The following is a 23,632-nucleotide window of genomic DNA, read 5'->3' as shown; positions in this document are numbered from 1 at the left end:
TTTTTTTAAAAAACAAGCGTTTTGTAAGCCTTCACAAGAGCTCCCAAGGTCGCTTTGTTAAGTCAACAAAACAGTATTGTTTTAATAAAAAAAGCTTTCCGTTACCATCCGGGCTAAAAAGAGAGCACTACACACCAAATTGTTCCAAATGATGATTCAAGTGTTTCCATTGCAAATTATCCCACTCATTATAAGTCATTTTTCCGAAAAAAGGGTGCTTTTCTATTTTAATACTTGCAGTTCCTTCGGTAGCAAAACGTCTAACTTTAGAAAGTAATTCAGCTTTTGTTTTTTCAAAATCGTAATCCCCGGTTCTCACAAAACTCGGTTCTGTTAAAGCATTTTTCTGGAATCGCGGTGCATTCAAAATTTTCTTTTTATAAAGTTTGCCAAGAATCAAAAAGATAAAATTAGATTTCAGTTGCAATTCTCCATAAGCTACATCTATTGGAGCTTGACAATGGGAAAGCATCTGAGCGGCATTCATTTTTCCCCAAAGAGGTTGGCTTTCATGTGAAATAGATTCAATTCTTTGACAGAGAATTTCATTATCGATTTTGTCAAATATGGAAGGCATAGGCGAATCTTTAAGGTATTCAAAAATACAATTTTAAGGTTAATCCACAATATTATACTAAATTTGCTCCAAAATTAAATTAAACACAAGATGGAAAACGGAATTTACGCTAAATTCAACACCTCAAAAGGGACAATTTTAGTCAAATTAACACACGATAAAACACCGGGCACAGTAGGAAACTTTGTAGGTTTAGCCGAAGGACAATTAGAAAATGAGGCCAAACCTATGGGAAAACCTTATTATGACGGATTAAAATTCCACCGCGTAATTTCAGATTTTATGATTCAAGGCGGTTGTCCACAAGGCATTGGAACAGGCGGACCGGGCTATCAATTTGATGATGAATTCCATCCTGATTTACGTCACGACGGACCTGGAGTATTATCCATGGCCAATGCCGGACCCGGTTCTAATGGGTCTCAATTTTTTATTACCCATGTAGCTACACCTTGGTTGGACAAAAAACATTCTGTTTTTGGAAATGTCGTAGAAGGTCAAGATGTGGTAGATAGTATTGCTCAAGGTGATGTAATTGAAAGTCTAGAAATTGTTAGAGTAGGCGAGGAAGCTCAAAAATGGAATGCCATCGAAGCGTTCAGAACCTTTGAAGGGTCACGAGAAAAACGAATTGCCGAAGAAAAAGTAAAAGCAGAAGAAGCTCTAGAAAAATTGGCTGCCGGTTTTGAAAAAACAGAAAGCGGTTTACGTTATAAAATCATCCAAAAAGGAAACGGTAAACAAGCCGAAAAAGGCAAAACCGTTTCTGTACATTATACTGGTTCACTGGAAAACGGAATGGTTTTCGATTCTTCCTACAAAAGAAAACAACCCATCGATTTTCCTTTAGGAAAAGGTCATGTGATTGAAGGTTGGGACGAAGGGATTCAATTACTTCAAGTAGGTGATAAAGCTCGTTTTGTAATTCCATCCTATCTGGGTTATGGTTCTCGTGGGGCCGGAGGAGTTATCCCACCAGATGCTACTTTGATTTTCGATGTAGAGTTGATGGATGTGAAATAGTTTAAGGTTAAAGGTTTCAAGTTGAAATGTTGTTTGAAATAGAGATTTTTTTAAACAAATTTGCCCTGAAAGCTACAGCCATTTGCCAAATAAAGAAAGCACTCTTTTGAGAGTGCTTTCTTTATTTTGAATTTCATAGAATTTTAAAATCGATGTTCATCTGCGTTTTACATTTTTTATAGCTATAATCCGAGTCTCTTTATTTTTGGAATAGCTTTTGCTTTTGTATCTTTACCCAACGATGAATTTAGATATGAGATTTTTGATTATTTTTTTTCTATTACTTCCCTTAATGGGTAAATCACAAGTTATTAACGCTCAGCATTGTGGTTATGATTTTACTTCTTACTTGGTGGTTGAGGTTACCGAGAAAGGAAAAACAGAAACCATTCGGGGACTTCGTATTTCTATTGCAGATAGTTTAGGTCGAGATGTGATTAATGTAAATAATATAATGAGTTGGACCAATCGAAATGAACCTCTGATTTTCAAATTGAATTACAAAATTGATAAAACCGGAAATAGAGTTTCATCTGAATCACCGGAAGCAAAATGGTTTTTTCCATTTGCCAAGGAACATTATTTATTGTCGGTTGCCAATACTTTTAAAGCAGATGACTACTTTATAAAAATACAAGATAATGATGGTACGGATAATGGGGGAGAATTTGATACCCAATTGATTCCGTTATATCCTTTTAATATGTATGTATTGTGTTCTTCTGAAAATGAACGGCAAGCTCAACAGTTTGGACCTCGAACAAATCGACCTATACAAGTATTTTTAGAGAAAAAAAACAGCCCTTAAATTTCAAGGGCTGTTTTTATTTAAAGCTATTCTATTCTAAATCCATCCGGAATTACCGCTCCTTTTTTAATAACGATAATCCCTTCCTTAATGGTGTAAAGTTTCGTATTTACATCTTCCAAATGTTTGCCCCCATTTAGATACACATCGTTCCCTATTCTACAATTTTTATCTACGATGGTGTTGTGAATAAAACATCTTTTACCAATACCTATATTCTTGATATTGTGAGCGATATTGTGATTAAGTTCGTCCAAGTTTTGATAAAAATCACTACCCATGATGTACGAGTTTTTAACCAAAGTACCTTCGTCAATTCGAGAGCGTATTCCAACAACAGAATGTTCAATGGTAGCTGAATTGATAATACATCCCTCGGCAACTATAGATTGCTCTACTGTTGTTTTACCCAATATTTTTCCGGGAGGTAGAACTCTCGCACGTGTATAAATTTTACTGCTGTTATCAAATAAATTGAACTTAGGGATATCATCCGTCAAGCCTAGATTTGCTTCAAAAAAGGAATCAATATTCCCTATGTCTGTCCAATACCCTTCGTATTGATAACTTAATACTTTTTGATGTCCTATGGCTTGTGGAATAATTTCTTTTCCAAAATCTTTGGTATCGGGATTGTTCATCAATTCAATCAATAAATCCCGATTGAAAATGTATATTCCCATCGAAGCCAAGTAGTGTCTTCCTTCTTTTTGCATTTCTTCGCTTACTTCAGAGGTCCATTGCGGTAACAATTCAGCTTTTGGTTTTTCGATGAATGAGGTTATCCAACTGTTTTCATCGGTTTTTAAAATACCAAATTCAGGAGCTTCTTTTGCACTTACCGGTAACGTAGCTATGGTTATGGCAGCCCCATTTTTTTGATGTGCATTGATCATCTGGTTAAAATCCATTTGATACAACTGGTCACCGGATAGAATCAAGGCATAATCAAATTCGTGATTCAAAAAGTGTTGCATACATTGTCGCACTGCATCGGCTGTACCTTGAAACCAAGTGGGGTTATCCGGAGTTTGCTCAGCTGCCAAGATATCTACAAAAGCGGTACTGAAATAGCTAAAATGATACGTGTTTTTAATGTGTTGATTCAACGAAGCCGAGTTGAATTGCGTTAAAACAAACATTCGCTTAATATCTGAATTGATACAATTGGAAATCGGGATATCAACCAAACGGTATTTTCCGGCAATTGGTACGGCGGGTTTTGAACGGCTTTCCGTTAACGGATACAATCGTGAACCTTGACCACCTCCCAAAATGATGGCTAAAACTTCTTTTTTATTCATAACATTATTTTTTTAAAGATTGGTAAACCGCTATATATTCTTGGGCCACTTTTTCCCAAGAATGGTCAATTTGCATAATTTTTTTTCGAGTCTGATCAAACAATTTAGCGTCATAAAATAAATCAATGGCTCTTGTGATGGAATGGTTTACATCAAAAACACTGGTTTGATCGTGACAAATACCAAATCCGCCATCACCAATGTCTAACACGGTATCTTTGAGACCTCCCGTTCTTCGAACAATTGGAATGGTACCATACCGTAAAGCATACAATTGATTCAATCCACAAGGTTCTACTCGTGATGGCATTAATAAATAATCTGCTCCGGCATAAATAATGTGAGCTAATTTTTCATTGTACCCTATGTAAGCATTATAATTTCCTTGGTAAAACTGCTTTAATTGAGTCAATTGGTGTTCTACATGCGAATCACCTGAACCTAATATCAATATATTGATTTCGTTTGGATTACGATTTAAAGCAATACTACATATTTCCGGCAGTAAATCGGCTCCTTTTTCTCCAACCAATCGACCAATAAAGGTAAAAAGGGGTTTGGTGGGGTCTAAATTAAATTCCTCGCACAAAAAAACTTTGTTTTTGGCTTTTCCGGTTTTATAGTTTTTAGTAGAGTAGGTGTGTGGCAACAATTCATCCGTACTCGGATTCCATACTTCAGTATCAATTCCGTTAAGGATTCCTAAACTTTTGGGTCGTTCAAATCGTAATAAATTTTCTAATCCGTTTGCCTTTTCACTCAATTCATCCAAATAACTTGGAGAAACAGTAGTAACTTTCCACGCACATTTTATGGCTGATGCCAATGGATTGATAATGCCATTCCATTCTAAAAAACCTAAACGACTGGAACTAACTTGCGGTAAATAGTTCAATTTTTCAAATCCAAACCAACCTTGATATTGCCCGTTATGAATGGTTAAAACGGTAGGAACTTGGTTCAAATGTTGGTAAATAGGAGCTTGAGCCATCATAAACGGAATCAAACCGGTATGGTGGTCGTGACAATGCACAATATCCGGCATTTGATGGGTTTCGGTTAGCCAATTTAAAAAAGCAACTTGAAAAGCGGTAAACCGTTCCGTATCATCTTCATAGGAATACACATTTGGACGATCAAACAACTCGGGAATAGCAATTAGGTAGAGTTCAAAGCCCAATTTATTGGTTTTTTCTTTTAAAACAGAATAGGGAAATGAAAAATAGCCCAATCGCAATTGACCTTGATGCTTCACATCAAATTCATTTTCAGTAGTAAATTTTGTGTTATATCCCGGCAAGACAACTTTGGCTTGATGACCAAGTTTGTTTAAGTATTTGGGTAAAGCACCCACTACGTCACCCAAGCCTCCAACTTTAGCAACCGGATAACATTCGGCACTGATATGAAATATATTCATTGGTTTTTCCATTTGATATTGCAACCTATACTAGGTTTTTGAAGGGTGTTAATTTTTCGATTGTATAGTAGTCCATCTATTGCACCACGGAGATCACTTCCGCTTAAAGGAATGCCATTACCGGGTCTTGAATCGTCCAATTGACCTCTGTAAACCAATTTTTTTTGAGTGTCATACAAGAAAAAATCAGGTGTACATTCAGCCCCAAAGGCACGAGCAGTATCCTGACTCTCATCGTATAAGTAGGGAAATTCAAATTTATTTTCAAATCCAAATTCAGTCATTTTTTCAGGGCTATCTTGAGGATATTGTACAATGTCATTACTTGATATAGCTACTATTCCTATGCCTTGAACCCTATAGTCGTTGGCAATTCGAATCAATTCTTCCATTACATGATGTACAAACGGACAGTGATTGCAAATAAAAAGGACTAATGTTCCTTTTTCTCCTTCGCAATCTGCAAAGGTGTAAAAAGAGTTAGACTGAGTGTCTGGTAATTTAAAATCGGGAGCTAATGTACCCAAAGGAATCATTTTCGATTCAGTTCTAGCCATGACAAAAAGGTGTGTTGTTAAGTTAATGTTTAAAGTTAAGAATTTTTGTATTAGTATGTGTATTTTTGATTTTAAATTTTTATAAATAGTATATTATGCTTACATGGGAAGAATTTGAAAAAGTTGAAATGCGGGTAGGAACCATTTTGGAAGTGTATGAGTTTCCGGAAGCTAGAAAACCGGCTTACAAGTTGGTAATTGATTTTGGAACTGAAATAGGAACACGTAAATCATCAGCTCAAATAACACAACGGTATACCATTGAAGAATTAGTTGGAAAACAAATTGTAGCTGTTGTCAATTTTCCGGAAAAACAAATTGGGAAATTTAAAAGTCAATGTTTGATTTTAGGTTCGGTGGGAGTCAACCAAGATGTTGTTTTGTTGAGTAGTGATAAGCCGGTAGAAAACGGTTTACGTATAGCATAAAAAAAAACCTTCTAATTTAGAAGGTTTTTATTTTATTAGATATCATCAAAATCAATATCGGTAAAACTGGTTCTCTGGTTTTCAGTTTCTTCAGTTGTGGGTGAAGGATTGGCATATTCCTTTTTAAAATCTTTTTGATGTCTTTCAGAAATTACTTCTTCACCTTTGTGGTCTAAAACGTAAGAGGTCATTTCGTCTAAAATTTCCTTGAATGCTACAAAATCCTCTTTGTATAAATAGATTTTGTGTTTTTTGAAATGGAAGGAACCATCTTCTTCGGTAAATTTTTTACTTTCTGTAATTGTGATGTAATAGTCATCAGCTTTTGTGGCTCTAACATCAAAAAAATAGGTTCTTCTCCCGGCTCTTAAAACTTTAGAAAAAATCTCATCTTTTTCTAACATTTCATTTTCTCTCATAATCTTTCTGTCAAATTAAGTGTTGTAAGTTGTAATCAAAAATCTAAAAAATAAATGAATTATCAAAAAATTAGGACAATTCTTTTTCAGAAAGTTGTTTAAAATACAACTCTTTGTAATACCCTTCTTCATTTACTAATTGATTATGAGAACCTTGTTGTATAATTTTTCCGTCCTCCAAAATTATAATTTTATCGGCATTTTTTGCAGTAGAAACCCGATGACTTACCAAAATAGTGGTTTTGTTTTCGCTAATTTTAAAAAGGTTATTTAAAATTTGTTCTTCGGTTTCGGTATCTACAGCCGAAAGGCAATCATCTAAAAGAAAAATTTGAGGATCTTTAATGAGAGCCCGGGCTATGGAAACTCTTTGTTTTTGTCCGCCCGATAAAGTAATACCTCTTTCTCCCAATACTGTTTGATATTGGTTTTTAAATCCTATGATATTTTCATGCACAACTGCATTTTGTGCCGCTACTACAACTTCAGCGTCTGTGGCATCTTCTTTTCCAAATTTGATATTATTTTTTATACTGTCTGAAAACAGAAAAGCATCTTGAGGAACAATTCCAATACTATTTCTTAAGTCAAATAAATTTAGGTTTTTAATTTCCTGATTATCTATCCAGACTTTTCCTTCTTGTACTTCATACAATCTACTTAATAAGGCTAGCAATGTTGACTTACCGGAACCGGTTTTGCCCAATATAGCCAATGTTTCTCCTTTGTTTAAAGTGAATGAGATGTTATTTAGTGCTTGAATATCTGTATCTTCATAGGTAAAACTCACATTTTCAAAACGTATACTTCCTTCAATTTTACTCGAATTCGGATTTTGATTTTGAATTTCAGGTTCAACTTTTAAGAATTCGTTAATCCTTTTTTGTGAGGCTTCTGCTTCTTGAACCAATGAAGATACCCATCCAATAGAAGCCACCGGCCATGTAAGCATGTTTACATACAAAATGAACTCTGCAATTGTTCCTATATTGGGTATCGTCCCATCCATGTACATGAGACCACCAAAGTAGATTACAATTAAATTACTTAAACCAATTAGCAATAACATCAAAGGGCCAAAAAGAGCATTGGCATAGGCCAAACTTAAATTTTTAGCTTTACTTTCTTGAGCCAAATTTTCAAACTGTTTTTGGTTTTTATCTTCTAAAGCATAGGCTTTGACTACTCGTATTCCTGAAAAAAATTCTTGAGAAAAAGTAGATAAATGCGATAAGTTTTCCTGGAAAGTGGTACTTCTTTTATTGATTTCGGTACTTAGTTTGAATATACAATAAGAAAGAAGAGGAAGCGGTAATAAGGTGTATAAAGTGAGTTTTGGTGAAACGGTGTACATATATACAATAACCACTGCAAACCGTATGAAAGTATTGATGGTATACATAACCGCTGGTCCTACATACATGCGTACTTTTCCTACGTCTTCCGATATGCGATTCATTAAATCACCCGTGCGATTTTGCTTGTAAAAACTTTGTGATAGTGTTTCATAATGTTTGAAAATTTCATTTTTTAAATCAAATTCAACATAACGAGACATCACAATCAATGTTTGTCTCATGAGGAACGTTAAAAATCCGGAAATTAAAGAAGCTACGACAATTAATCCCACATAAAGCCATAATTCACTTTTCAACTCGGCTGTGTTGGCAGTTGGATTTTTTAAAAATTCTTCAATAACATTTATAGATTTATTAACCAATCTAGGTGTAAACAACGAAAATATTTGAGCTACAATAGTGATGAAAATACCTAATAAAAATCGGTTCCGGTATTTGATGAAATATTTATTTAAATATTGAAGTTCTTTCATAAAAAATTGGGGCTTAGCCTGTTCTTGATTTGTTTTACTGTTAAAATTATTGGAATAGTGTTATTTTAAGGTGTAAAACAGTATGGGACTTTTATTAACAAATTACTAAAATTTAAAATTTAAATTGCATTATTTTGATTATTATTCTACTTTTGTTTGGTCTTTTTGACAAAGTCATAATTTTTACTTTAATTTTTATTACTATGATAGCAGAAGTAACATCTCCAAAAGAGCTTCAAAAAATGGATCCGGTTTTCGGACAAGTATCTTTTGATAATCATGAGCAAATTGTTTTTTGCCAAGACAAAGATACAGGTTTAAAAGCAATAATAGGAATTCATAACACAGTTTTAGGACCTGCATTGGGCGGTACACGTATGTGGAACTACACTAATGAGTGGGAAGCTTTAAATGATGTTTTGCGTTTATCTCGCGGTATGACTTTTAAGTCGGCTATCACAGGATTGAATTTAGGAGGCGGTAAAGCTGTAATTATTGGAGATGCCAAAACTCAAAAGACACCGGAATTAATGCGAAAGTTTGGTGAGTTTGTTCATTCCTTAAGTGGTAAATACATTACAGCTGAAGATGTTGGAATGCAAACCGAAGATATGGATACCGTTCGTGATGTAACTCCTTATGTTACTGGTATTTCCGAATCAAGAGGAGGATCTGGAAATCCTTCTCCTGTAACTGCATATGGAGTTTACATGGGGATGAAAGCTGCTGCTCAATACAAATACGGTTCTAATAATTTATCCGGTAAGAAAGTTTTGGTTCAAGGTATTGGACACGTGGGTGAAACTTTGGTTGATTACTTAACCAAAGAAGGAGCTTTGGTTACTATTGCTGATATTAATCAAAATCGACTCGAAGAAATTGGAGCAAGATATGGAGCTAAAATTTTTAATGGCCCCGATCTTTATTCTGCCGATGTAGATATCTATGCCCCTTGTGCTTTGGGAGCAACCCTAAATGATGATACCGTTTATAAATTGAACGCTGCCATTGTAGCCGGTGCTGCCAATAACCAATTGGCCGACGAAAATAAACACGGACAAATCCTTCAAGAACGTGGCATATTATATGCTCCCGATTTCTTGATTAATGCCGGTGGTATTATTAATGTTTATGCCGAAATAGAGCACTACGACAAAGCGGAAGCGATGCGAAGAACTGAAAATATATACAACACCACTTTGGAGATATTTGATTTTGCTTTAAAAAATAAGACCACAACGCAACAAGCGGCCTTAACGATTGCTCAAAACAGAATCAATCAACGTAAAAAAGAAAACGCGAAATAATTCGTTTCTATTAAAAATATAGTATTTTTGTGACGCCTCAGAAGAGGCGTCACTAATTTTAAAAGTTCTCATACAGTGTTAAACAGAAGACATATTCGGGTAAAAGTATTGCAAACCATTTACGCCATGCACCAAAGCGGTTCAGAAGACCTAGCCAAAGAAGAACGCTTTTTATTTGCGAGTTTGGACAGCATTCAGGATTTATATTTAATTGTACTTACCGCATTAACAGAATTGAGACAAAAAGAAGCCGACTTTTTAGATAAAGCCTCCAAAAAACATTTGGCAACTGCAGCTGATTTAAAACCAAACAAAAAATTTATTGAAAATCGCTTTTTACTTCTGTTAGAAGAAAGTACGTCTTTAAATAATGCCGTTACCACCAGAAAAATTAGTAATTGGCAACAAAACGATGATGTTATATTGTTACTTTTAGAAGATGTGAAAAAATCGGCTTTATATTTAAAATACATGGCTTCCAATCAAAAAACATTTGCAGAAGATAAAGAATTTATCATGCAATTATTTTCTGAAGTCATTGCACCCAATGAGAAATTATACGATTATTTAGAAGATTTTAAACTTACTTGGGTAGATGATATTCCATTGGTGAACACCGCTTTGATGAAGCAGTTTAAAACTTTGGATGAAAAGAATCCTTTTGAGATTTTGCCCTTGTTTAAAGATGAAGAAGATCAGGATTTTGCCCGTGATTTATTTAGAAAAACAGTTTTAAATGAAAACGATTTGGCCAAAGAATACATAGATAGAACTCCCAATTGGGATCCGGAACGTATCTCTGAAGTTGATACTATTATGTTAAAATTGGCCATCTGTGAATTCCTCAAATTTCCTTCTATTCCGGTTAAAGTTACTATTAACGAATATTTAGAGATTGCCAAGGAATATGCTACACCAAAAAGTAGTATTTTTATCAACGGAATTTTAGATAATTTAGTCAAAGAATTTCAAAAAACAGATAAACTTAAAAAAACCGGTCGCGGTTTAATGTAATTTTAAAATTGAAAAAACGATGAAAAAACTTGTTTTAATTTTATGTGCAGCCACTTTAGTTTGGGCTTGCAAAAACGAAGAAGCTTTGTCAAAAGTAGATCCAAACAGCAAAGACATTACTTTAAAAGATTACAGTGGTACCGAAACGAATGCTCAATCTAATGGTTCGGTATCCAACATTACCACAACACCTCCGGTTAAAGACGGAAAATACCCAACAATTTCGTTCTCCAAAAAAGAACATGATTTTGGGACCATTAAAGAAGGCGAAAAAGTAGAAACTACTTTTACTTTTACCAACAATGGTGAAGCCGATTTGTTAATTGCTAATGCTGCAGGTTCTTGTGGATGTACTGTTCCAGAATTTCCTAAGGAGCCTATTAAACCCGGAAAATCAGGCAAAATGAAAGTTTCTTTTGACAGTAACGGTAAACCTGGCATGCAACAAAAAACGGTTACAATTACGGCAAATACGGCCACCGGCACCGAAACTTTAACTATAAAAGCTAATGTTACTCCAAAAGCACAATCTGCACCTGAAGTAGCACCTGTAACTCAATAAATACCCAATTATGCAACAATTACTCCCGTTCTTATTAATGTTTGTGGTTATCTATTTCTTTATGATTAGACCGCAACAAAAAAGAGCCAAACAAGAAAAAGAATTTGAAAACAATTTAAAAGTAGGTGATAGAATTATTACGAAAAGTGGACTTCATGGCAAAATTGCCGAATTATCTGAAGGAACTGTAGTAATTGAAACTATGGCCGGAAAACTAAAAATGGAACGCTCTGCTATCTCTATGGATATGAGTGCCAAATTGGTTGAGAAAAAATAATTATTTTCTATATTTATCATTTAAACCGATGTTTGACAAAAGCATCGGTTTTATTTTTTCAAATCGTTCGTGCTTAGTTTTATCTTGTTTAGCCGAATCGATATACTCAATGAATTCTTTTTGTTTATAGGGTGAAAAAAGTGAAAATTTCTCAACCAGTTCGGGCTCTTCATTAAGTTTTGAAAGAAAAAAATCAGAAGGAATTACTTCTTTTTTTTCAGGTTTTAAGGATATTCCCTTTTTTTCGTTTTGGATCGCCTGATTTACATAGTGCAAAACCCATTTCTCATTGATTTCTTCTTTAGATTTAAAACGCCATTGTCTCAAGGCTTTGGTTACGCCTTCACTCGCATTTACTAAAACTTTTTGTTCATCAGTTAGAAAAACACCATTGTAAAACCAAATGGTAAAATAGTCTTTAAAACCACCAATTCCAATAATATTTTTGTTGTTCCAAGTATAAACAATACCTCCCCATTTGGTGGTCTCTTCCAATTCTGTTTTAAGGAGAATCGATTTTAAAATTTCAAGTTCATCTTGCCACTTTTCGTTGCGTTTTTGGGTTTTTTGGTCTTGCATTTGTTGATTTTATAATGGAGCAATTTATAAAATTTGGGGTAATTATAAAATAAAACCACCGAGATAATTATTGAAAATCTGTACTCAGTGGTTAAAAAGGGATTATATTTTTACTTGGTTTCGGCAGTTAATTCAGCAATTTTTACAATTACCTCAACAGCTTTTTGCATACTTTCTACAGGAATGTATTCATACTTTCCATGAAAATTATGACCTCCGGCAAATAGGTTAGGGCATGGTAAGCCTTTGAAAGATAACTGACATCCGTCTGTACCGCCGCGAATAGGTTTTATTAGAGGTTTGATATCCAATTTTTTCATTGCTTTTTCAGCAATTTTAACAATATGAAAAACAGGTTCAACTTTTTCTTTCATGTTGTAATATTGATCTTTAATCTCAATTACAGCAATCTCGTTTCCAAATTGTTTGGCATACTTTTTATTTATTTTTTCTACTATATCGTGTAGAAAGTCTTTTCTCTTTTTGAATTTTTTAGCATCATGATCTCTAATAATTAGAGATACGGTACTCTCTTCAATAGAACCGGTTATTCCCGTTACATGGAAAAATCCTTCGTAGCCTTTGGTTTTTTCAGGAACTTCTTTTTTGGGTAATTTGGCTATAAATTTGGAAGCCAAAAGCATTGAATTTATCATTTTTCCTTTAGCATATCCGGGGTGCACACTCTTTCCCTTGAAAGTTACAGTAGCTCCTGCAGCATTAAAGTTTTCGTATTCCAGTTCGCCAATTTGACTACCATCCATTGTGTAGGCCCAATCGGCTCCAAATTTTTCAACATCAAAATGATGTGCTCCACGACCAATTTCTTCATCGGGCGTAAAACCTACTCTTATTTTTCCATGGGGAATTTCCGGATGTTGAATGAGATATTCCATAGCCGTTACAATTTCGGTAATTCCGGCTTTATCATCGGCTCCCAAAAGTGTAGTACCATCTGTGGTAATTAACGTTTGACCTTTATATTGCACTAAATCTTTAAAATAGGAAGGTGATAAAACAATGTTTTGTTCTGCATTGAGTACAATGTCATTTCCATCATAATTTTCAATAATTTGGGGCTTCACATTGGCTCCTGTAAAATCTGGAGTAGTATCATAATGAGCTATAAAACCTAGTACCGGAACGGTATGTGACACATTAGAGGGTAGAGTTGCCATAACATAACCGTTTTTATCGATGGTTACCTCTTGCATTCCTATTTCTTTTAGCTCTTGAACCAATTTTTTGGCTAATACCAATTGTTTTTTTGAACTAGGTATTGTTGTCGAATTGGGATCGGATTCGGTATCAATAGTTACATAACTGATAAAACGATCGATAATATTTTGCATAAATGTAGAAATTTGTTCTACACAAAGATACAGAATGAATTGATTTGGCAATGTTAAGAATTGCAATGGATTTTGATGGAATTTTATAGAAATGGCAAAGAAGTCTAAGTTCTCTTTTTATTTCTAAAAGTTTTTTTTTCCTTTGAATAAAAAGCGATTGATTGACTTGCTTTGAAATTTAGGTTGAGCAAAATTGTTATAGAAATACTACTCTTTTTGAATTGTTTTGAGAACTGCTTTTTTTTCGTAATTGAGGATTTCTAAAACAACCGGAATATTATTTTGAGTTTTACCGGAAATCACATATAATTTTGCATTCCCTTCCTTGATATTACTTTTGCTAAAGTCAACATCACCATAGGTAAGGGTGTTTTTAATATCCAAAGTATCAATCCATGATTCTGCTAATACTGCTGAAGCTTCTTCAGAGTAATGAAAAGGTTTGTTTCGTATATCTTTTAAAACTCTGCAATTGGGTAAATAGCAAAAAGTTACATTACGAGATTCGGCTTTAGCTCCTAAAAAGTAAATCAAAAAAATTACTCCAATGAGTAATCCAAATAAGAAAAAGGCCAATCGTTGGTAAAATTTCATACTATAAATTAAGACTGTAAAAATACAAACATTTTTACTAGAAAACAATCAAATTTATATCGCTGTTTGGTAAATCAAACCAATCACCAATGGCTTTATTTGTCAAAATTCCATGATAAAAATACAATCCATTTTTGAGTCCGCGGTTGCAGCGAATTGCACTTTCAACTCCACCATCTTCGGCAATTTGAATGAGATAAGGTGTAAGTATATTGCTTATTGACAAAGAAGCCGTTTTAGAATAGCGTGAGGGTATATTGGGTACACAATAATGAATTACATTATTTTTAATAAAGGTAGGTTTTTCGTGTGTTGTAATTTCAGAGGTTTCAAAACAACCTCCGGTATCAATGCTTACATCTACAATTACTGCCCCTTTTTTCATGTGTTCTACCATAGTTTCGGTTACCACTACCGGAGTACGGTTTTGTCCTCTCATGGCTCCTATAGCTACATCACAACGACGAAGAGCTTTTAATAGGGATTTGGGTTGTATGGTTGAGGTGAAAATAGGTTGCTTCAAATTGTTTTGCAAACGTCTGAGTTTCGTAATCGAATTGTCAAAAACTTTTACTCCGGCACCAAGTCCCAAAGCTGTTTTGGCTGCAAATTCGCCTACTGTTCCGGCACCAATAATAACTACATCAGTTGGAGCTACTCCGGTAATGTTTCCAAATAGTAATCCTTTGCCAAACTGGTTGTTAATCATAAGTTCAGCCGCGATGAGTACCGATGCGGTTCCGGCAATTTCACTTAACGATTTTACAGCGGGGTATGAACCGTCGTCGTCTTTAATAAACTCAAAAGCAAATGCAGTAATTTTTTTCTTGGCTAATTTTTCAAAATACTCTTTTTTTCGGGTTTTTAATTGAATAGCCGAAATGATAATAGTGCTCGGATTTATCATTTCAATTTCTGCAGAAGTAGGAGGTTCTACTTTTAAAATCATAGGACAGCTGAAAACTTTCTTGGGATCTTGTGTGATTTCAGCTCCGGCATCACTGTATTCTTTGTCACTATAACTGGCACTTTCTCCGGCTCCCGATTCTATTAAAACTCTATGGCCATGAGAAACCAATGAATTAACCGCATCAGGTGTCAAACAAATACGACGTTCTTGATAGGAAGTTTCTTTGGGAATTCCGATAAACAATTCGCTTTTGTGTCGGGCAATTTCCAATTTTTCTTCCTGCGGAAGTAATTGCTGTTTCGAGAAAGGAGTTAGCGGCATAATAATTTGTAAAATAAGTGTCTAAGTTAGAAATTATTTTGGAATTAAAAAGAGCAAATTGAAACGAATTACTTCACAAGAAAGCATTTGAATTCTAACTACTCAAAAAATTAACTTAAATGAAGAATTCTTTTTCCATCTTCCGCAATCTCAATTCGTATCACACTGCGGGATTCAGGAATAAGATTCGGAATATTTTCGGCCCATTCAACAAAACACCAATGACCAGAATAAAAATAATCTTCTATACCAAAATCGAAGGCTTCACTTTCATTTTTTAAACGATACATATCAAAATGATAAACCAATCCGTTGGGGGTTTCATATTCGTTGACTAAAGAAAAAGTAGGACTAGATGTAGGATTGATTACCCCAAGTTTTTTTGCTAAGGCTTTTATAAACGTAGTTTTGCCTGCACCCATTTGACCGTGAAAAAGGATTACTTTCTTTGGATTTTCCTGCAAAACTTTCTCAGCCACTTCTTCAATTTCGTTTAATGCAAAGGTGTACACCATAGTAGTTGATTTGTAAAATGTAAAACGGAAAATGTATTTTAAAGCAAAAGTACACTTTCCGTTTTAAACTCCCAATAAATCATTTTTCTACCTGGGATTTAATACCAAAAAGGGTATAATCATTTCTTCCAGTGAAATTCCCCCGTGTTGGTATGTGTTTCTGTAGTAACTTACATAATGGTTGTAATTGTTTACATAAGCCAGAAACAAATCGTTTTTGGCAAAAATGAATGAGCTACTCATGTTAATGGCCGGGAGACCAATTTTTTTGGGGTCTTTAACAGCAAAAACGTCTTTATCTTCATAGGTAAGACTGCGACCTGTTTTGTAGCGTAAATTTAAACTGGTGTTTTTATCTCCAATTACTTTAGACGGGTTTTTCACATTAATAGTTCCGTGGTCTGTAGTTAGAATGAGTTTGAAACCCATTTGTTGAGCCATTTGAATCATTTCCAAAAGCGGTGAGTTTTTAAACCAACTCAAAGTAAGTGATCGATAGGCTTTGTCATTTGAAGCCAATTCTTTAACCACATCCATTTCGGTTTTGGCATGGGAGAGCATGTCTACAAAGTTATATACAACAGTTGTAAGGTTGTTGTTTTTTAAACCTTTAAAATTGTCAACTAATTTTTTACCGTCTTTAAAATTGGTGATTTTGTAATATTCACTTTTACATTGCAATCCCAATCGTTTGAGTTGAGCTTCCAAAAATTCGCCTTCATAAAGATTTTTACCGCCTTCCTCTACGTCATTTTTCCAATAGTTTGGAAATTGTTTTTCCATTTCAAGAGGAGTTAGACCTGAGAAAATAGCATTTCGGGCATATTGAGTAGCTGTTGGTAAAATGGAGTAGTAGGCCATTTCTTTTTCCAATTTGTAATGAATATTCACTACATTTTCAAATGCTTTCCATTGATCGTATCTCAGGTTGTCAATAACAACAAAAAGTATAGGTTTATCTTTTTTAACCAATTCTGGAACTACAAATTCCCGAAAAACTTTGTGAGAGAGTACAGGTTTTGATGCTTTTTCTTCAAACCAATCTTCGTAGTTTTTTTCAATAAATTTACCAAACTGACTATTTGCTTCGGTTTTTTGGGATTCCAATATTGAAATCAAACCTTGGTCTTCAATGTTTTCCAATTCAATTTCCCAAAAAATAAGCTTTTTGTATAACTCAGCCCAATCTTCAAAAGAGTTAACTTGGGCTAAATCCATTGCTATTTTTCGAAATTCTTTTTGATAATCCAAAGTGGTTTTTTCGGATACCAATCGCGAATGATCTAGATTCTTTTTTAATGCTAATAAGATTTGATTTGGATTAACGGGTTTAATAAGGTAATCGGCTATTTTAGAACCAATCGCTTCTTCCATAATATGTTCTTCCTCACTTTTCGTAATCATTATAATAGGAACAGCCGATTTTTTTTCTTTCATTTCCGAAAGGGTTTCTAAGCCGCTCATTCCCGGCATATTTTCATCCAGAAATACAATATCAAAAGAGGTTTCCTCAAATATATCAATTGCATCTCTACCATTGTTACACGTGGTTACGGCATAATTTTTACTTTCTAAAAAAAGGATGTGGGGCTTTAATAAATCAATTTCATCATCTACCCAAAGAATTTTTATTGGATTCATTGTATCTGTTTTAGAGTTGCAATTTAACAAATACCCAACGTTAGAAGTATTAAAGTTATTGTAAAATAATTGTTGAATGTACCATTTTCAAATTCAGTATATTTGTAGCCCAATTTAGTGTATTGTGAGTCACACCAACAAATTAAAAATTTTCAACGATCCAATTTATGGGTTTATAACCATTCCCAACGAATTGGTTTTTGATTTGATTCAGCATCCGTATTTTCAACGTCTCAGAAGAATTTCTCAAATGGGAATGTCTTATTTGGTTTATCCCGGGGCACATCATACGCGTTTTCATCATGCTTTAGGTGCTTTGCATTTGATGCAAAAAGCAGTAGAAGTTTTGCGTTTCAAGGGCGTTTCGATTTCATCTGATGAGGAAACAGCTTTGTATGTTGCAATAATGTTGCATGACATTGGGCATGGTCCGTTTTCTCATGCTATGGAACATAGTATTGTAGAGCATATTCATCATGAGGAATTGTCATTGCTTTTCATGAATGAGTTGAATATTCTATTTGAGGGAAAATTAGACTTGGCAATTCAAATTTTCAAAGGTGAATATAAGCGAAAGTTCATGTTGCAGCTTATATCCAGTCAATTGGATATGGATCGCATGGATTATTTGAAACGCGACAGTTTTTATTCGGGAGTAGCAGAAGGAAATATTAATTCGGATCGTTTGATTCAGATGCTACATGTGGTTGATGAACAATTGGTTTTGGAAGAAAAAGCCATCTATTCTATAGAAAAATTTTTGATGGCAAGACGATTGATGTATTGGCAAGCTTATTTGCATAAAACCAGTTTGGTAGCCGAAATCATTTTGACCAAAACGCTGAAAAGAGCAAAAGAATTGGTAAGTAAAGGTATCTTGGTACCTTGCAGTGAACCTTTACAGTTTTTTTTGAATCCTATAAATCGCGAGTCATTTGATCGCTCTGTTTTGCAAAAGTTTGCTTTATTGGATGACTATGACATCATGAGTGCTTTAAAAGGTTGGCAATTTCACAGCGATTTTATTTTAAGCTCTTTGAGTAAAATGATAATCAACAGAGATTTGCCCAAGGTTAAACTCCATACCGAAAAGTTTGATAAAATGGATATTCAAAAATTGAGAAATGAAATCAGTTCCTTGTATCAAATATCAAATTCTGAGGTAGATTATTTTCTTTTTAAAGGAAAAATTAAGACATTAGCCTATAATAAAGAAAAAGAGCCCATAAAAATTATTCGAAAAGATAAGAAAATAGAGGATGTAGAAGTGTATTCTGAGCAATTAAACTCCAAAGCTTTCTCCAAACCTATGACAAAGTATTATCTGTGTTATCCAAAAGTACTTGAATTAAATAACCAATTTTAGGTAGTTTTTTATATTTTTGTCCACAATGAAATTTACTGCATCACAAATAGCATCCATTTTAGAAGGCGAGGTCGTTGGAGATTCTAATATTGAAGTGTATAAACTTTCCAAAATAGAGGAAGGTACAGAAGGTTCACTTACATTTTTAGCCAATCCTAAATACGTCAATTTCATTTATTCTACACAAGCATCCATTGCTATCGTAAATAAATCGTTTATCCCGGAACAAGAAATTTCGGCTACTTTAATTAAGGTTGAAGATGCCTACAAGTCATTTTCCAAATTATTAGAGTATTACAATCAGGTGAAATTAATGAAATCCGGTATAGAACAACCATCGGTCATTTCTGAGGGGGTTACTTATGGCGAAGGATTGTATTTGGGTAGTTTTTCATACGTTGGAAAAAACGTAAAAATTGGAAAAAATGTAAAGATTTATCCCAATAGTTTTATAGGTGATAATGTTGTCATAGGAGACAATTGTGTTTTCTTTGCGGGAGTTCGCATATACTCTGAGTCAGAAATTGGTTCCAATTGTACAATACATTCCGGAACTATTGTGGGTTCTGATGGTTTTGGATTTGCACCCAATGAAGATGGTTCATACAATAAAGTACCACAAATTGGGAATGTAATTATAGAAAACAATGTAGAAATAGGTTCGTGTTCTACTATTGACAGAGCTACTTTAGGTTCTACCATTATAAGAAAAGGAGTGAAATTGGATAATCAAATTCAAGTAGCTCACAATGTAGAGATAGGAGAAAATACAGTTATTGCAGCTCAAACCGGCATCGCGGGTTCAACCAAGATTGGGAAAAATTGTATCATTGGTGGTCAAGTTGGTATAGCCGGACACTTAACTCTGGGAGATGGAGTGCGAGTACAAGCTCAATCCGGAATTGGTAGAAGTTTGAAAGATGGTGAAACGGTTCAAGGTTCGCCCTCATTCAATTACAGTGATTATAGTAAATCCTATGTTCACTTTAAAAATCTACCCAAAATTGTAAACGATATAGAAAATTTGAAAAAAACGATAATTAAATAAGAATGTCACAATCGGTAAAACAAAAAACCATAAAGAATGAAATTACCCTCAAAGGGGTAGGATTACATACTGGACAGGAAGTAACAATGACTTTCAAGCCGGCTCCTGTAAATAACGGTTTCACTTTTGTGAGAGTTGATTTAGAAGGACATCCCGTTATTGAAGCAGATGCTAATTATGTTGTAAATACACAAAGGGGTACTAATTTGGAAAAGAATGCTGTGAAAATTCAAACTTCCGAACATGTTTTAGCCGCTTGTGTAGGGTGTGACTTGGATAATTTAATTATAGAGTTAAATGCTTCAGAACCCCCAATTATGGATGGTTCTTCCAAGTATTTTGTTGAAGCCTTGGAGAAAGCCGAAGTGGTAGAGCAAAATGCAGACAGAAATGTTTATGTTGTTAAGGAAGTTATATCCTATACCGACGAAGCAACCGGAAGCGAAATCTTAGTTATGCCTTGTGAAACCTATCAAGTAACAGCTATGGTTGATTTTGGTACTAAAGTTTTAGGAACTCAAAATGCAACCTTAAAGTGTATTTCAGATTTCAAAAAAGAAATTGCCGATGCTCGTACTTTTAGTTTTCTTCATGAATTGGAAAATTTATTAAACAATGGTTTGATAAAAGGTGGCGATTTGAATAACGCCATAGTTTATGTTGATAAAGAAATATCTGCAGAAACCATGGAAAATTTAAAAGTAGCCTTTGGAAAGGATAAAATTGCCGTGAAACCAAATGGTATTCTAGATAATTTGACTCTTCATTATCCCAATGAAGCGGCACGTCACAAACTTTTAGATGTAATAGGTGACCTAGCTTTGGTAGGAACTCGCATCCAAGGTAAAGTAATAGCTAATAAACCGGGTCATTATGTGAATACCCAATTTGCAAAAAAATTATCAAAAATTATTAAAATAGAACAACGTAATCAGGTACCTACCTATGATTTACATCAAGAACCTTTGATGGATATTCATAAAATCATGGCAATGTTACCCCATAGACCTCCCTTTTTACTTATTGATAAAATTTTTGAGTTGACCGATACACATGTAGTAGGACTTAAAAACGTTACGATGAATGAGCCTTTCTTTGTGGGACATTTTCCGGACGCACCTGTTATGCCGGGCGTACTCATTGTAGAAGCTATGGCTCAAACCGGTGGAATTTTGGTTTTAAGTACTGTTCCGGATCCGGAAAATTACTTAACCTATTTCATGAAAATTGACAACGTAAAATTCAAACATAAAGTATTACCCGGTGATACTCTTATTTTTAAATGTGATTTAATTTCTCCCATACGCCGTGGAATATGTCACATGCAAGCCAATGCTTATGCCAATGGAAAATTGGTAGCAGAGGCAGAGCTTATGGCTCAAATAGCTAAAAAGAACTAACCTATTTTATATGAATCAACCTTTAGCATATGTACATCCCGGGGCTAAAATCGCCAAGAATGTGGTAATTGAGCCCTTTACAACCATAAATAATAATGTAGTAATAGGTGAGGGCACTTGGATTGGATCTAATGTAACCATCATGGAAGGAGCCCGAATTGGTAAAAACTGCAATATCTTTCCCGGTGCAGTAATTTCTGCGGTACCTCAAGACCTAAAGTTTGGTGGAGAAGATTCTCTTGCCATCATTGGTGATAATACAACAATAAGAGAATGTGTAACTATAAATAGAGGTACAGTAGCCTCAGGTCAAACTACTATTGGTAAAAATTGTTTGATTATGGCTACAGCACACGTAGCTCACGACTGCCACATCGGTGATAATGCAATAGTTGTAAATGGTGTTGCTTTGGCAGGACATGTAACTGTTGGTAATTTTGCCATCATTGGAGGTTTAGCGGCTGTTCATCAATTTATAAATATTGGCGATCATGCCATGATATCAGGTGGTTCATTAGTCCGTAAAGATGTGCCTCCTTACACCAAAGCCGCAAAGGAACCCTTGTCTTATGTGGGTATAAATTCCGTTGGACTCAGAAGAAGAGGTTTTACTACCGAAAAAATCAGAGAAATACAAGAAATCTATCGTATTTTATATCAAAAAAATTACAACACCTCTCAAGCCGTTAGTATTATAGAAGCCGAAATGACAGCTTCGCCGGAGCGTGATGAAATCCTTCAGTTCATTAGAAATTCATCTCGAGGTATTATGAAAGGATATACGGGGGTTTATTAGTGTGGTGAAAGGTAATGGTTATTAAAAAGTAAATAAATTAAAAATTAAAATAAATTAGAATGGCAAGTACTGCAGATATTAGAAACGGATTATGTATTAAACACAACCACGATATTTATAAAATTGTTGAATTCCTTCATGTAAAGCCCGGAAAAGGACCAGCATTTGTTCGTACAAAATTGAAAAGTTTAACAAACGGGAAAGTATTGGATAATACATTTTCGGCAGGACATAAAATTGATGTGGTTAGAGTAGAAACCCATACCTTCCAATTTTTATATTCTGAGGGTTCAGAGTTTTATTTTATGAATACCGAAAGTTTCGAACAAATAACGCTGAATAAAGATGTATTGGATGCTCCCGATTTGTTAAAAGAAGGTACCAATGTAATGGTTCAAATTAATACTGAAACAGATATGCCTTTGTCTGTAGACATGCCGGCTTCAATTGTTTTAGAAGTTACTTATACAGAACCAGGTGTTAAAGGAAACACGGCAACCAATGCCACTAAACCGGCAAAAGTTGAAACCGGAGCTTCGGTTAATGTTCCGCTATTTATAAATGAAGGTGATAAAATCAAAATAGATACGGCTTCAGGTTCATACTTGGAACGTGTTAAAGAATAATAACTAACTCGCTCCAGTTTATGAAATTTCCAAAGACTTTTTCACTTAAAGAAATTGCACAAATAATAGATTGTGATTTTGTAGGAGATGAAAATTTTTCAGTTCTGGGTATGAATGAAATTCATGTGGTAGAGCCTGGAGATATTGTCTTTGTTGATCATCCCAAATATTACGATAAAGCTTTACAATCGGCGGCAACTATAATTCTCATAAACAAAGAAGTTGATTGCCCGGAAGGTAAAGCTTTATTAATTTCTACCGACCCATTTAGAGACTTTAATAAGTTAACTCAGTATTTCAAGCCTTTTCAAGTTTCAACATCTGCCATTTCTCCAACTGCTACTATTGGATCAAACACCGTAATTCAACCCAATTGCTGTATTGGGAATCACGTACAAATTGGCAGTAATTGTCTGATTCATGCTAATGTTACCATTTACGATCATTGTGTAATAGGGGATAATGTTGTAATTCAATCCGGAACTATTATTGGAGCCGATGCTTTTTATTACAAGAAAAGACCTGAAGGTTTTGATCAACTTTTGTCTGGTGGACGAGTAGTAATTGAAAATCATGTAGGCATTGGTGCTTTGTGTACTATTGATAGAGGGGTAACCGGTGATACAACTATTGGTGCCGGAACCAAAATTGACAATCAAGTTCATGTAGGACACGATACAATCATCGGGAAGAAATGTTTAATTGCTGCACAAACCGGAATTGCTGGATGTGTGGTTATTGAAGATGAAGTTACTTTATGGGGACAAGTCGGAACAACCAGTGGTATTACAATTGGTTCTAAGGCGGTAGTAATGGGGCAAACCGGTGTTACCAAATCTATTGAAGGTGGTAAAACCTATTTTGGAACCCCCATTGAAGAGTCTAGAGAGAAATTGAAGCAATTGGCCAACATCAAAAGAATTCCCGAGATTCTGGATCGAATTAAATAAGTGTTGA

25 protein-coding genes are annotated in these 23,632 nt (G+C 34.6%); 13 read left to right on the top strand and 12 right to left on the bottom strand.

Annotated features, from left to right (window positions below; translation table 11 throughout):
* Window positions 1–127: 127 nt before the first annotated feature.
* The gene (locus V7M80_RS08945; protein WP_333695543.1) at window positions 128–577 is read right to left on the bottom strand and encodes a DUF1569 domain-containing protein; all 450 of its coding nucleotides are present in this window, start codon (window positions 575–577) and stop codon (window positions 128–130) included.
* A 90-nt stretch (window positions 578–667) separates the two neighbouring features.
* Between V7M80_RS08945 and V7M80_RS08940 the strand changes: the two genes are divergently transcribed.
* Window positions 668–1,600, top strand: a complete 933-nt coding sequence (locus V7M80_RS08940) for a peptidylprolyl isomerase (RefSeq protein ID WP_333695542.1) — start codon at window positions 668–670, stop codon at window positions 1,598–1,600.
* A 253-nt stretch (window positions 1,601–1,853) separates the two neighbouring features.
* Window positions 1,854–2,408: a hypothetical protein gene (locus tag V7M80_RS08935; RefSeq protein ID WP_333695541.1), complete on the top strand. Its 555-nt coding sequence runs from the start codon at window positions 1,854–1,856 to the stop codon at window positions 2,406–2,408.
* Between the two features lie 26 nt (window positions 2,409–2,434).
* On the opposite strand, the gene V7M80_RS08930 is transcribed toward V7M80_RS08935, so the two are convergent.
* The 3 genes from V7M80_RS08930 to V7M80_RS08920 are packed head-to-tail and all read right to left on the bottom strand — an operon-like array spanning window position 2,435 to window position 5,689.
* Window positions 2,435–3,712 carry a glucose-1-phosphate adenylyltransferase gene (locus tag V7M80_RS08930; protein ID WP_333695540.1) on the bottom strand — a complete coding sequence of 426 codons (1,278 nt, stop codon included), beginning with the start codon at window positions 3,710–3,712 and terminating at the stop codon, window positions 2,435–2,437.
* A gap of 4 nt (window positions 3,713–3,716) precedes the next feature.
* Entirely contained in the window at window positions 3,717–5,132 is a 1,416-nt protein-coding gene (locus V7M80_RS08925) for a glycogen synthase (RefSeq protein ID WP_333695539.1), read from the bottom strand.
* Window positions 5,129–5,689 carry a thioredoxin family protein gene (locus tag V7M80_RS08920; protein ID WP_333695538.1) on the bottom strand — a complete coding sequence of 187 codons (561 nt, stop codon included), beginning with the start codon at window positions 5,687–5,689 and terminating at the stop codon, window positions 5,129–5,131. Before V7M80_RS08920 ends, V7M80_RS08925 begins: the two co-directional genes overlap by 4 nt.
* A 95-nt stretch (window positions 5,690–5,784) precedes the next feature.
* Between V7M80_RS08920 and V7M80_RS08915 the strand changes: the two genes are divergently transcribed.
* Window positions 5,785–6,117, top strand: coding sequence for a tRNA-binding protein (locus tag V7M80_RS08915; protein WP_333695537.1), 333 nt, complete (start codon window positions 5,785–5,787; stop codon window positions 6,115–6,117).
* A 35-nt stretch (window positions 6,118–6,152) separates the two neighbouring features.
* Here the strand turns inward: V7M80_RS08915 and V7M80_RS08910 are convergent, their stop codons facing one another.
* Together V7M80_RS08910 and V7M80_RS08905 are read right to left on the bottom strand one after the other, a co-directional pair.
* Window positions 6,153–6,536 carry a PUR family DNA/RNA-binding protein gene (locus tag V7M80_RS08910; RefSeq protein ID WP_333695536.1) on the bottom strand — a complete coding sequence of 128 codons (384 nt, stop codon included), beginning with the start codon at window positions 6,534–6,536 and terminating at the stop codon, window positions 6,153–6,155.
* Window positions 6,537–6,606: 70 nt separating this feature from the next.
* The gene (locus tag V7M80_RS08905; RefSeq protein ID WP_333695535.1) at window positions 6,607–8,367 is read right to left on the bottom strand and encodes an ABC transporter ATP-binding protein; all 1,761 of its coding nucleotides are present in this window, start codon (window positions 8,365–8,367) and stop codon (window positions 6,607–6,609) included.
* Window positions 8,368–8,570: 203 nt separating this feature from the next.
* Here V7M80_RS08905 and V7M80_RS08900 point away from each other — a divergent pair, with 203 nt between their 5' ends.
* The 4 genes from V7M80_RS08900 (at window position 8,571) to yajC (ending at window position 11,527) form a co-directional block, all read left to right on the top strand.
* Complete coding sequence (locus V7M80_RS08900; protein WP_333695534.1) at window positions 8,571–9,674, top strand: Glu/Leu/Phe/Val family dehydrogenase; 1,104 nt, start codon at window positions 8,571–8,573, stop codon at window positions 9,672–9,674.
* Window positions 9,675–9,749: 75 nt separating this feature from the next.
* Window positions 9,750–10,688 carry a transcription antitermination factor NusB gene (gene nusB, locus V7M80_RS08895; protein WP_333695533.1) on the top strand — a complete coding sequence of 313 codons (939 nt, stop codon included), beginning with the start codon at window positions 9,750–9,752 and terminating at the stop codon, window positions 10,686–10,688.
* A gap of 19 nt (window positions 10,689–10,707) precedes the next feature.
* A complete protein-coding gene (locus tag V7M80_RS08890; protein WP_333695532.1) occupies window positions 10,708–11,250 on the top strand; it encodes a DUF1573 domain-containing protein in 543 nt (180 codons plus the stop codon).
* A 10-nt stretch (window positions 11,251–11,260) separates the two neighbouring features.
* Window positions 11,261–11,527, top strand: a complete 267-nt coding sequence (yajC, locus tag V7M80_RS08885; RefSeq protein ID WP_333695531.1) for a preprotein translocase subunit YajC — start codon at window positions 11,261–11,263, stop codon at window positions 11,525–11,527.
* Here yajC and V7M80_RS08880 read toward each other — a convergent pair whose 3' ends face one another.
* The 6 genes from V7M80_RS08880 to V7M80_RS08855 all read right to left on the bottom strand — a co-directional run bounded on the left by V7M80_RS08880 (window position 11,528) and on the right by V7M80_RS08855 (window position 17,439).
* Window positions 11,528–12,106, bottom strand: a complete 579-nt coding sequence (locus V7M80_RS08880) for a YdeI/OmpD-associated family protein (RefSeq protein ID WP_333695530.1) — start codon at window positions 12,104–12,106, stop codon at window positions 11,528–11,530.
* A 110-nt stretch (window positions 12,107–12,216) separates the two neighbouring features.
* Window positions 12,217–13,458 carry a peptidase T gene (gene pepT, locus V7M80_RS08875; protein WP_333695529.1) on the bottom strand — a complete coding sequence of 414 codons (1,242 nt, stop codon included), beginning with the start codon at window positions 13,456–13,458 and terminating at the stop codon, window positions 12,217–12,219.
* Between the two features lie 207 nt (window positions 13,459–13,665).
* Complete coding sequence (locus V7M80_RS08870; RefSeq protein WP_333695528.1) at window positions 13,666–14,052, bottom strand: DUF4258 domain-containing protein; 387 nt, start codon at window positions 14,050–14,052, stop codon at window positions 13,666–13,668.
* Between the two features lie 37 nt (window positions 14,053–14,089).
* The gene (locus tag V7M80_RS08865) at window positions 14,090–15,289 is read right to left on the bottom strand and encodes an alanine dehydrogenase (protein ID WP_333695571.1); all 1,200 of its coding nucleotides are present in this window, start codon (window positions 15,287–15,289) and stop codon (window positions 14,090–14,092) included.
* A gap of 104 nt (window positions 15,290–15,393) precedes the next feature.
* Window positions 15,394–15,798 (bottom strand): tRNA (adenosine(37)-N6)-threonylcarbamoyltransferase complex ATPase subunit type 1 TsaE, encoded by a 405-nt coding sequence (tsaE, locus tag V7M80_RS08860; RefSeq protein ID WP_333695527.1) that lies wholly within the window; start codon window positions 15,796–15,798, stop codon window positions 15,394–15,396.
* Window positions 15,799–15,885: 87 nt separating this feature from the next.
* Window positions 15,886–17,439 carry a T9SS response regulator signal transducer PorX gene (locus tag V7M80_RS08855; protein ID WP_333695526.1) on the bottom strand — a complete coding sequence of 518 codons (1,554 nt, stop codon included), beginning with the start codon at window positions 17,437–17,439 and terminating at the stop codon, window positions 15,886–15,888.
* A gap of 124 nt (window positions 17,440–17,563) precedes the next feature.
* Between V7M80_RS08855 and V7M80_RS08850 the strand changes: the two genes are divergently transcribed.
* Genes V7M80_RS08850 through V7M80_RS08825 form a run of 6 tightly spaced genes read left to right on the top strand, consistent with a single transcriptional unit; the run spans window position 17,564 to window position 23,625 of the window.
* On the top strand, window positions 17,564–18,805 hold the full coding sequence (locus V7M80_RS08850; protein WP_333695525.1) for an HD domain-containing protein: 1,242 nt from the start codon (window positions 17,564–17,566) through the stop codon (window positions 18,803–18,805).
* Between the two features lie 25 nt (window positions 18,806–18,830).
* A complete protein-coding gene (gene lpxD / locus V7M80_RS08845; protein WP_333695524.1) occupies window positions 18,831–19,853 on the top strand; it encodes a UDP-3-O-(3-hydroxymyristoyl)glucosamine N-acyltransferase in 1,023 nt (340 codons plus the stop codon).
* Between the two features lie 2 nt (window positions 19,854–19,855).
* Entirely contained in the window at window positions 19,856–21,253 is a 1,398-nt protein-coding gene (locus V7M80_RS08840) for a bifunctional UDP-3-O-[3-hydroxymyristoyl] N-acetylglucosamine deacetylase/3-hydroxyacyl-ACP dehydratase (protein WP_333695523.1), read from the top strand.
* 10 nt (window positions 21,254–21,263) lie between these two features.
* Complete coding sequence (gene lpxA / locus V7M80_RS08835; RefSeq protein ID WP_333695522.1) at window positions 21,264–22,049, top strand: acyl-ACP--UDP-N-acetylglucosamine O-acyltransferase; 786 nt, start codon at window positions 21,264–21,266, stop codon at window positions 22,047–22,049.
* A 59-nt stretch (window positions 22,050–22,108) separates the two neighbouring features.
* Window positions 22,109–22,675 (top strand): elongation factor P, encoded by a 567-nt coding sequence (gene efp / locus V7M80_RS08830; RefSeq protein WP_333695521.1) that lies wholly within the window; start codon window positions 22,109–22,111, stop codon window positions 22,673–22,675.
* A 20-nt stretch (window positions 22,676–22,695) separates the two neighbouring features.
* Window positions 22,696–23,625, top strand: coding sequence for a UDP-3-O-(3-hydroxymyristoyl)glucosamine N-acyltransferase (locus V7M80_RS08825; protein WP_333695520.1), 930 nt, complete (start codon window positions 22,696–22,698; stop codon window positions 23,623–23,625).
* The last annotated feature ends 7 nt before the right edge of the window (window positions 23,626–23,632 follow it).

Origin of the sequence: Flavobacterium sp., assembly GCF_036759525.1 — a bacterium.
Taxonomy (GTDB): Bacteria; Bacteroidota; Bacteroidia; order Flavobacteriales; family Flavobacteriaceae; genus Flavobacterium.
The sequence above is the reverse complement of the archived record's forward strand: the minus strand, read 5'-3'. Positions and strand labels throughout refer to the sequence as shown.

Excerpts from the sequence above, each read along its gene's own strand:
- V7M80_RS08945 (WP_333695543.1), bottom strand. The coding sequence starts at position 577 with ATGCCTTCCATATTTGACAAAATCGATAATGAAATTCTCTGTCAAAGA.
- V7M80_RS08940 (WP_333695542.1), top strand. The coding sequence starts at position 668 with ATGGAAAACGGAATTTACGCTAAATTCAACACCTCAAAAGGGACAATT.
- V7M80_RS08935 (WP_333695541.1), top strand. The coding sequence starts at position 1,854 with ATGAGATTTTTGATTATTTTTTTTCTATTACTTCCCTTAATGGGTAAA.
- V7M80_RS08930 (WP_333695540.1), bottom strand. The coding sequence starts at position 3,712 with ATGAATAAAAAAGAAGTTTTAGCCATCATTTTGGGAGGTGGTCAAGGT.
- V7M80_RS08925 (WP_333695539.1), bottom strand. The coding sequence starts at position 5,132 with ATGAATATATTTCATATCAGTGCCGAATGTTATCCGGTTGCTAAAGTT.
- V7M80_RS08920 (WP_333695538.1), bottom strand. The coding sequence starts at position 5,689 with ATGGCTAGAACTGAATCGAAAATGATTCCTTTGGGTACATTAGCTCCC.
- V7M80_RS08915 (WP_333695537.1), top strand. The coding sequence starts at position 5,785 with ATGCTTACATGGGAAGAATTTGAAAAAGTTGAAATGCGGGTAGGAACC.
- V7M80_RS08910 (WP_333695536.1), bottom strand. The coding sequence starts at position 6,536 with ATGAGAGAAAATGAAATGTTAGAAAAAGATGAGATTTTTTCTAAAGTT.
- V7M80_RS08905 (WP_333695535.1), bottom strand. The coding sequence starts at position 8,367 with ATGAAAGAACTTCAATATTTAAATAAATATTTCATCAAATACCGGAAC.
- V7M80_RS08900 (WP_333695534.1), top strand. The coding sequence starts at position 8,571 with ATGATAGCAGAAGTAACATCTCCAAAAGAGCTTCAAAAAATGGATCCG.
- V7M80_RS08890 (WP_333695532.1), top strand. The coding sequence starts at position 10,708 with ATGAAAAAACTTGTTTTAATTTTATGTGCAGCCACTTTAGTTTGGGCT.
- yajC (WP_333695531.1), top strand. The coding sequence starts at position 11,261 with ATGCAACAATTACTCCCGTTCTTATTAATGTTTGTGGTTATCTATTTC.
- V7M80_RS08880 (WP_333695530.1), bottom strand. The coding sequence starts at position 12,106 with ATGCAAGACCAAAAAACCCAAAAACGCAACGAAAAGTGGCAAGATGAA.
- pepT (WP_333695529.1), bottom strand. The coding sequence starts at position 13,458 with ATGCAAAATATTATCGATCGTTTTATCAGTTATGTAACTATTGATACC.
- V7M80_RS08870 (WP_333695528.1), bottom strand. The coding sequence starts at position 14,052 with ATGAAATTTTACCAACGATTGGCCTTTTTCTTATTTGGATTACTCATT.
- tsaE (WP_333695527.1), bottom strand. The coding sequence starts at position 15,798 with ATGGTGTACACCTTTGCATTAAACGAAATTGAAGAAGTGGCTGAGAAA.
- V7M80_RS08855 (WP_333695526.1), bottom strand. The coding sequence starts at position 17,439 with ATGAATCCAATAAAAATTCTTTGGGTAGATGATGAAATTGATTTATTA.
- lpxD (WP_333695524.1), top strand. The coding sequence starts at position 18,831 with ATGAAATTTACTGCATCACAAATAGCATCCATTTTAGAAGGCGAGGTC.
- V7M80_RS08840 (WP_333695523.1), top strand. The coding sequence starts at position 19,856 with ATGTCACAATCGGTAAAACAAAAAACCATAAAGAATGAAATTACCCTC.
- lpxA (WP_333695522.1), top strand. The coding sequence starts at position 21,264 with ATGAATCAACCTTTAGCATATGTACATCCCGGGGCTAAAATCGCCAAG.
- efp (WP_333695521.1), top strand. The coding sequence starts at position 22,109 with ATGGCAAGTACTGCAGATATTAGAAACGGATTATGTATTAAACACAAC.
- V7M80_RS08825 (WP_333695520.1), top strand. The coding sequence starts at position 22,696 with ATGAAATTTCCAAAGACTTTTTCACTTAAAGAAATTGCACAAATAATA.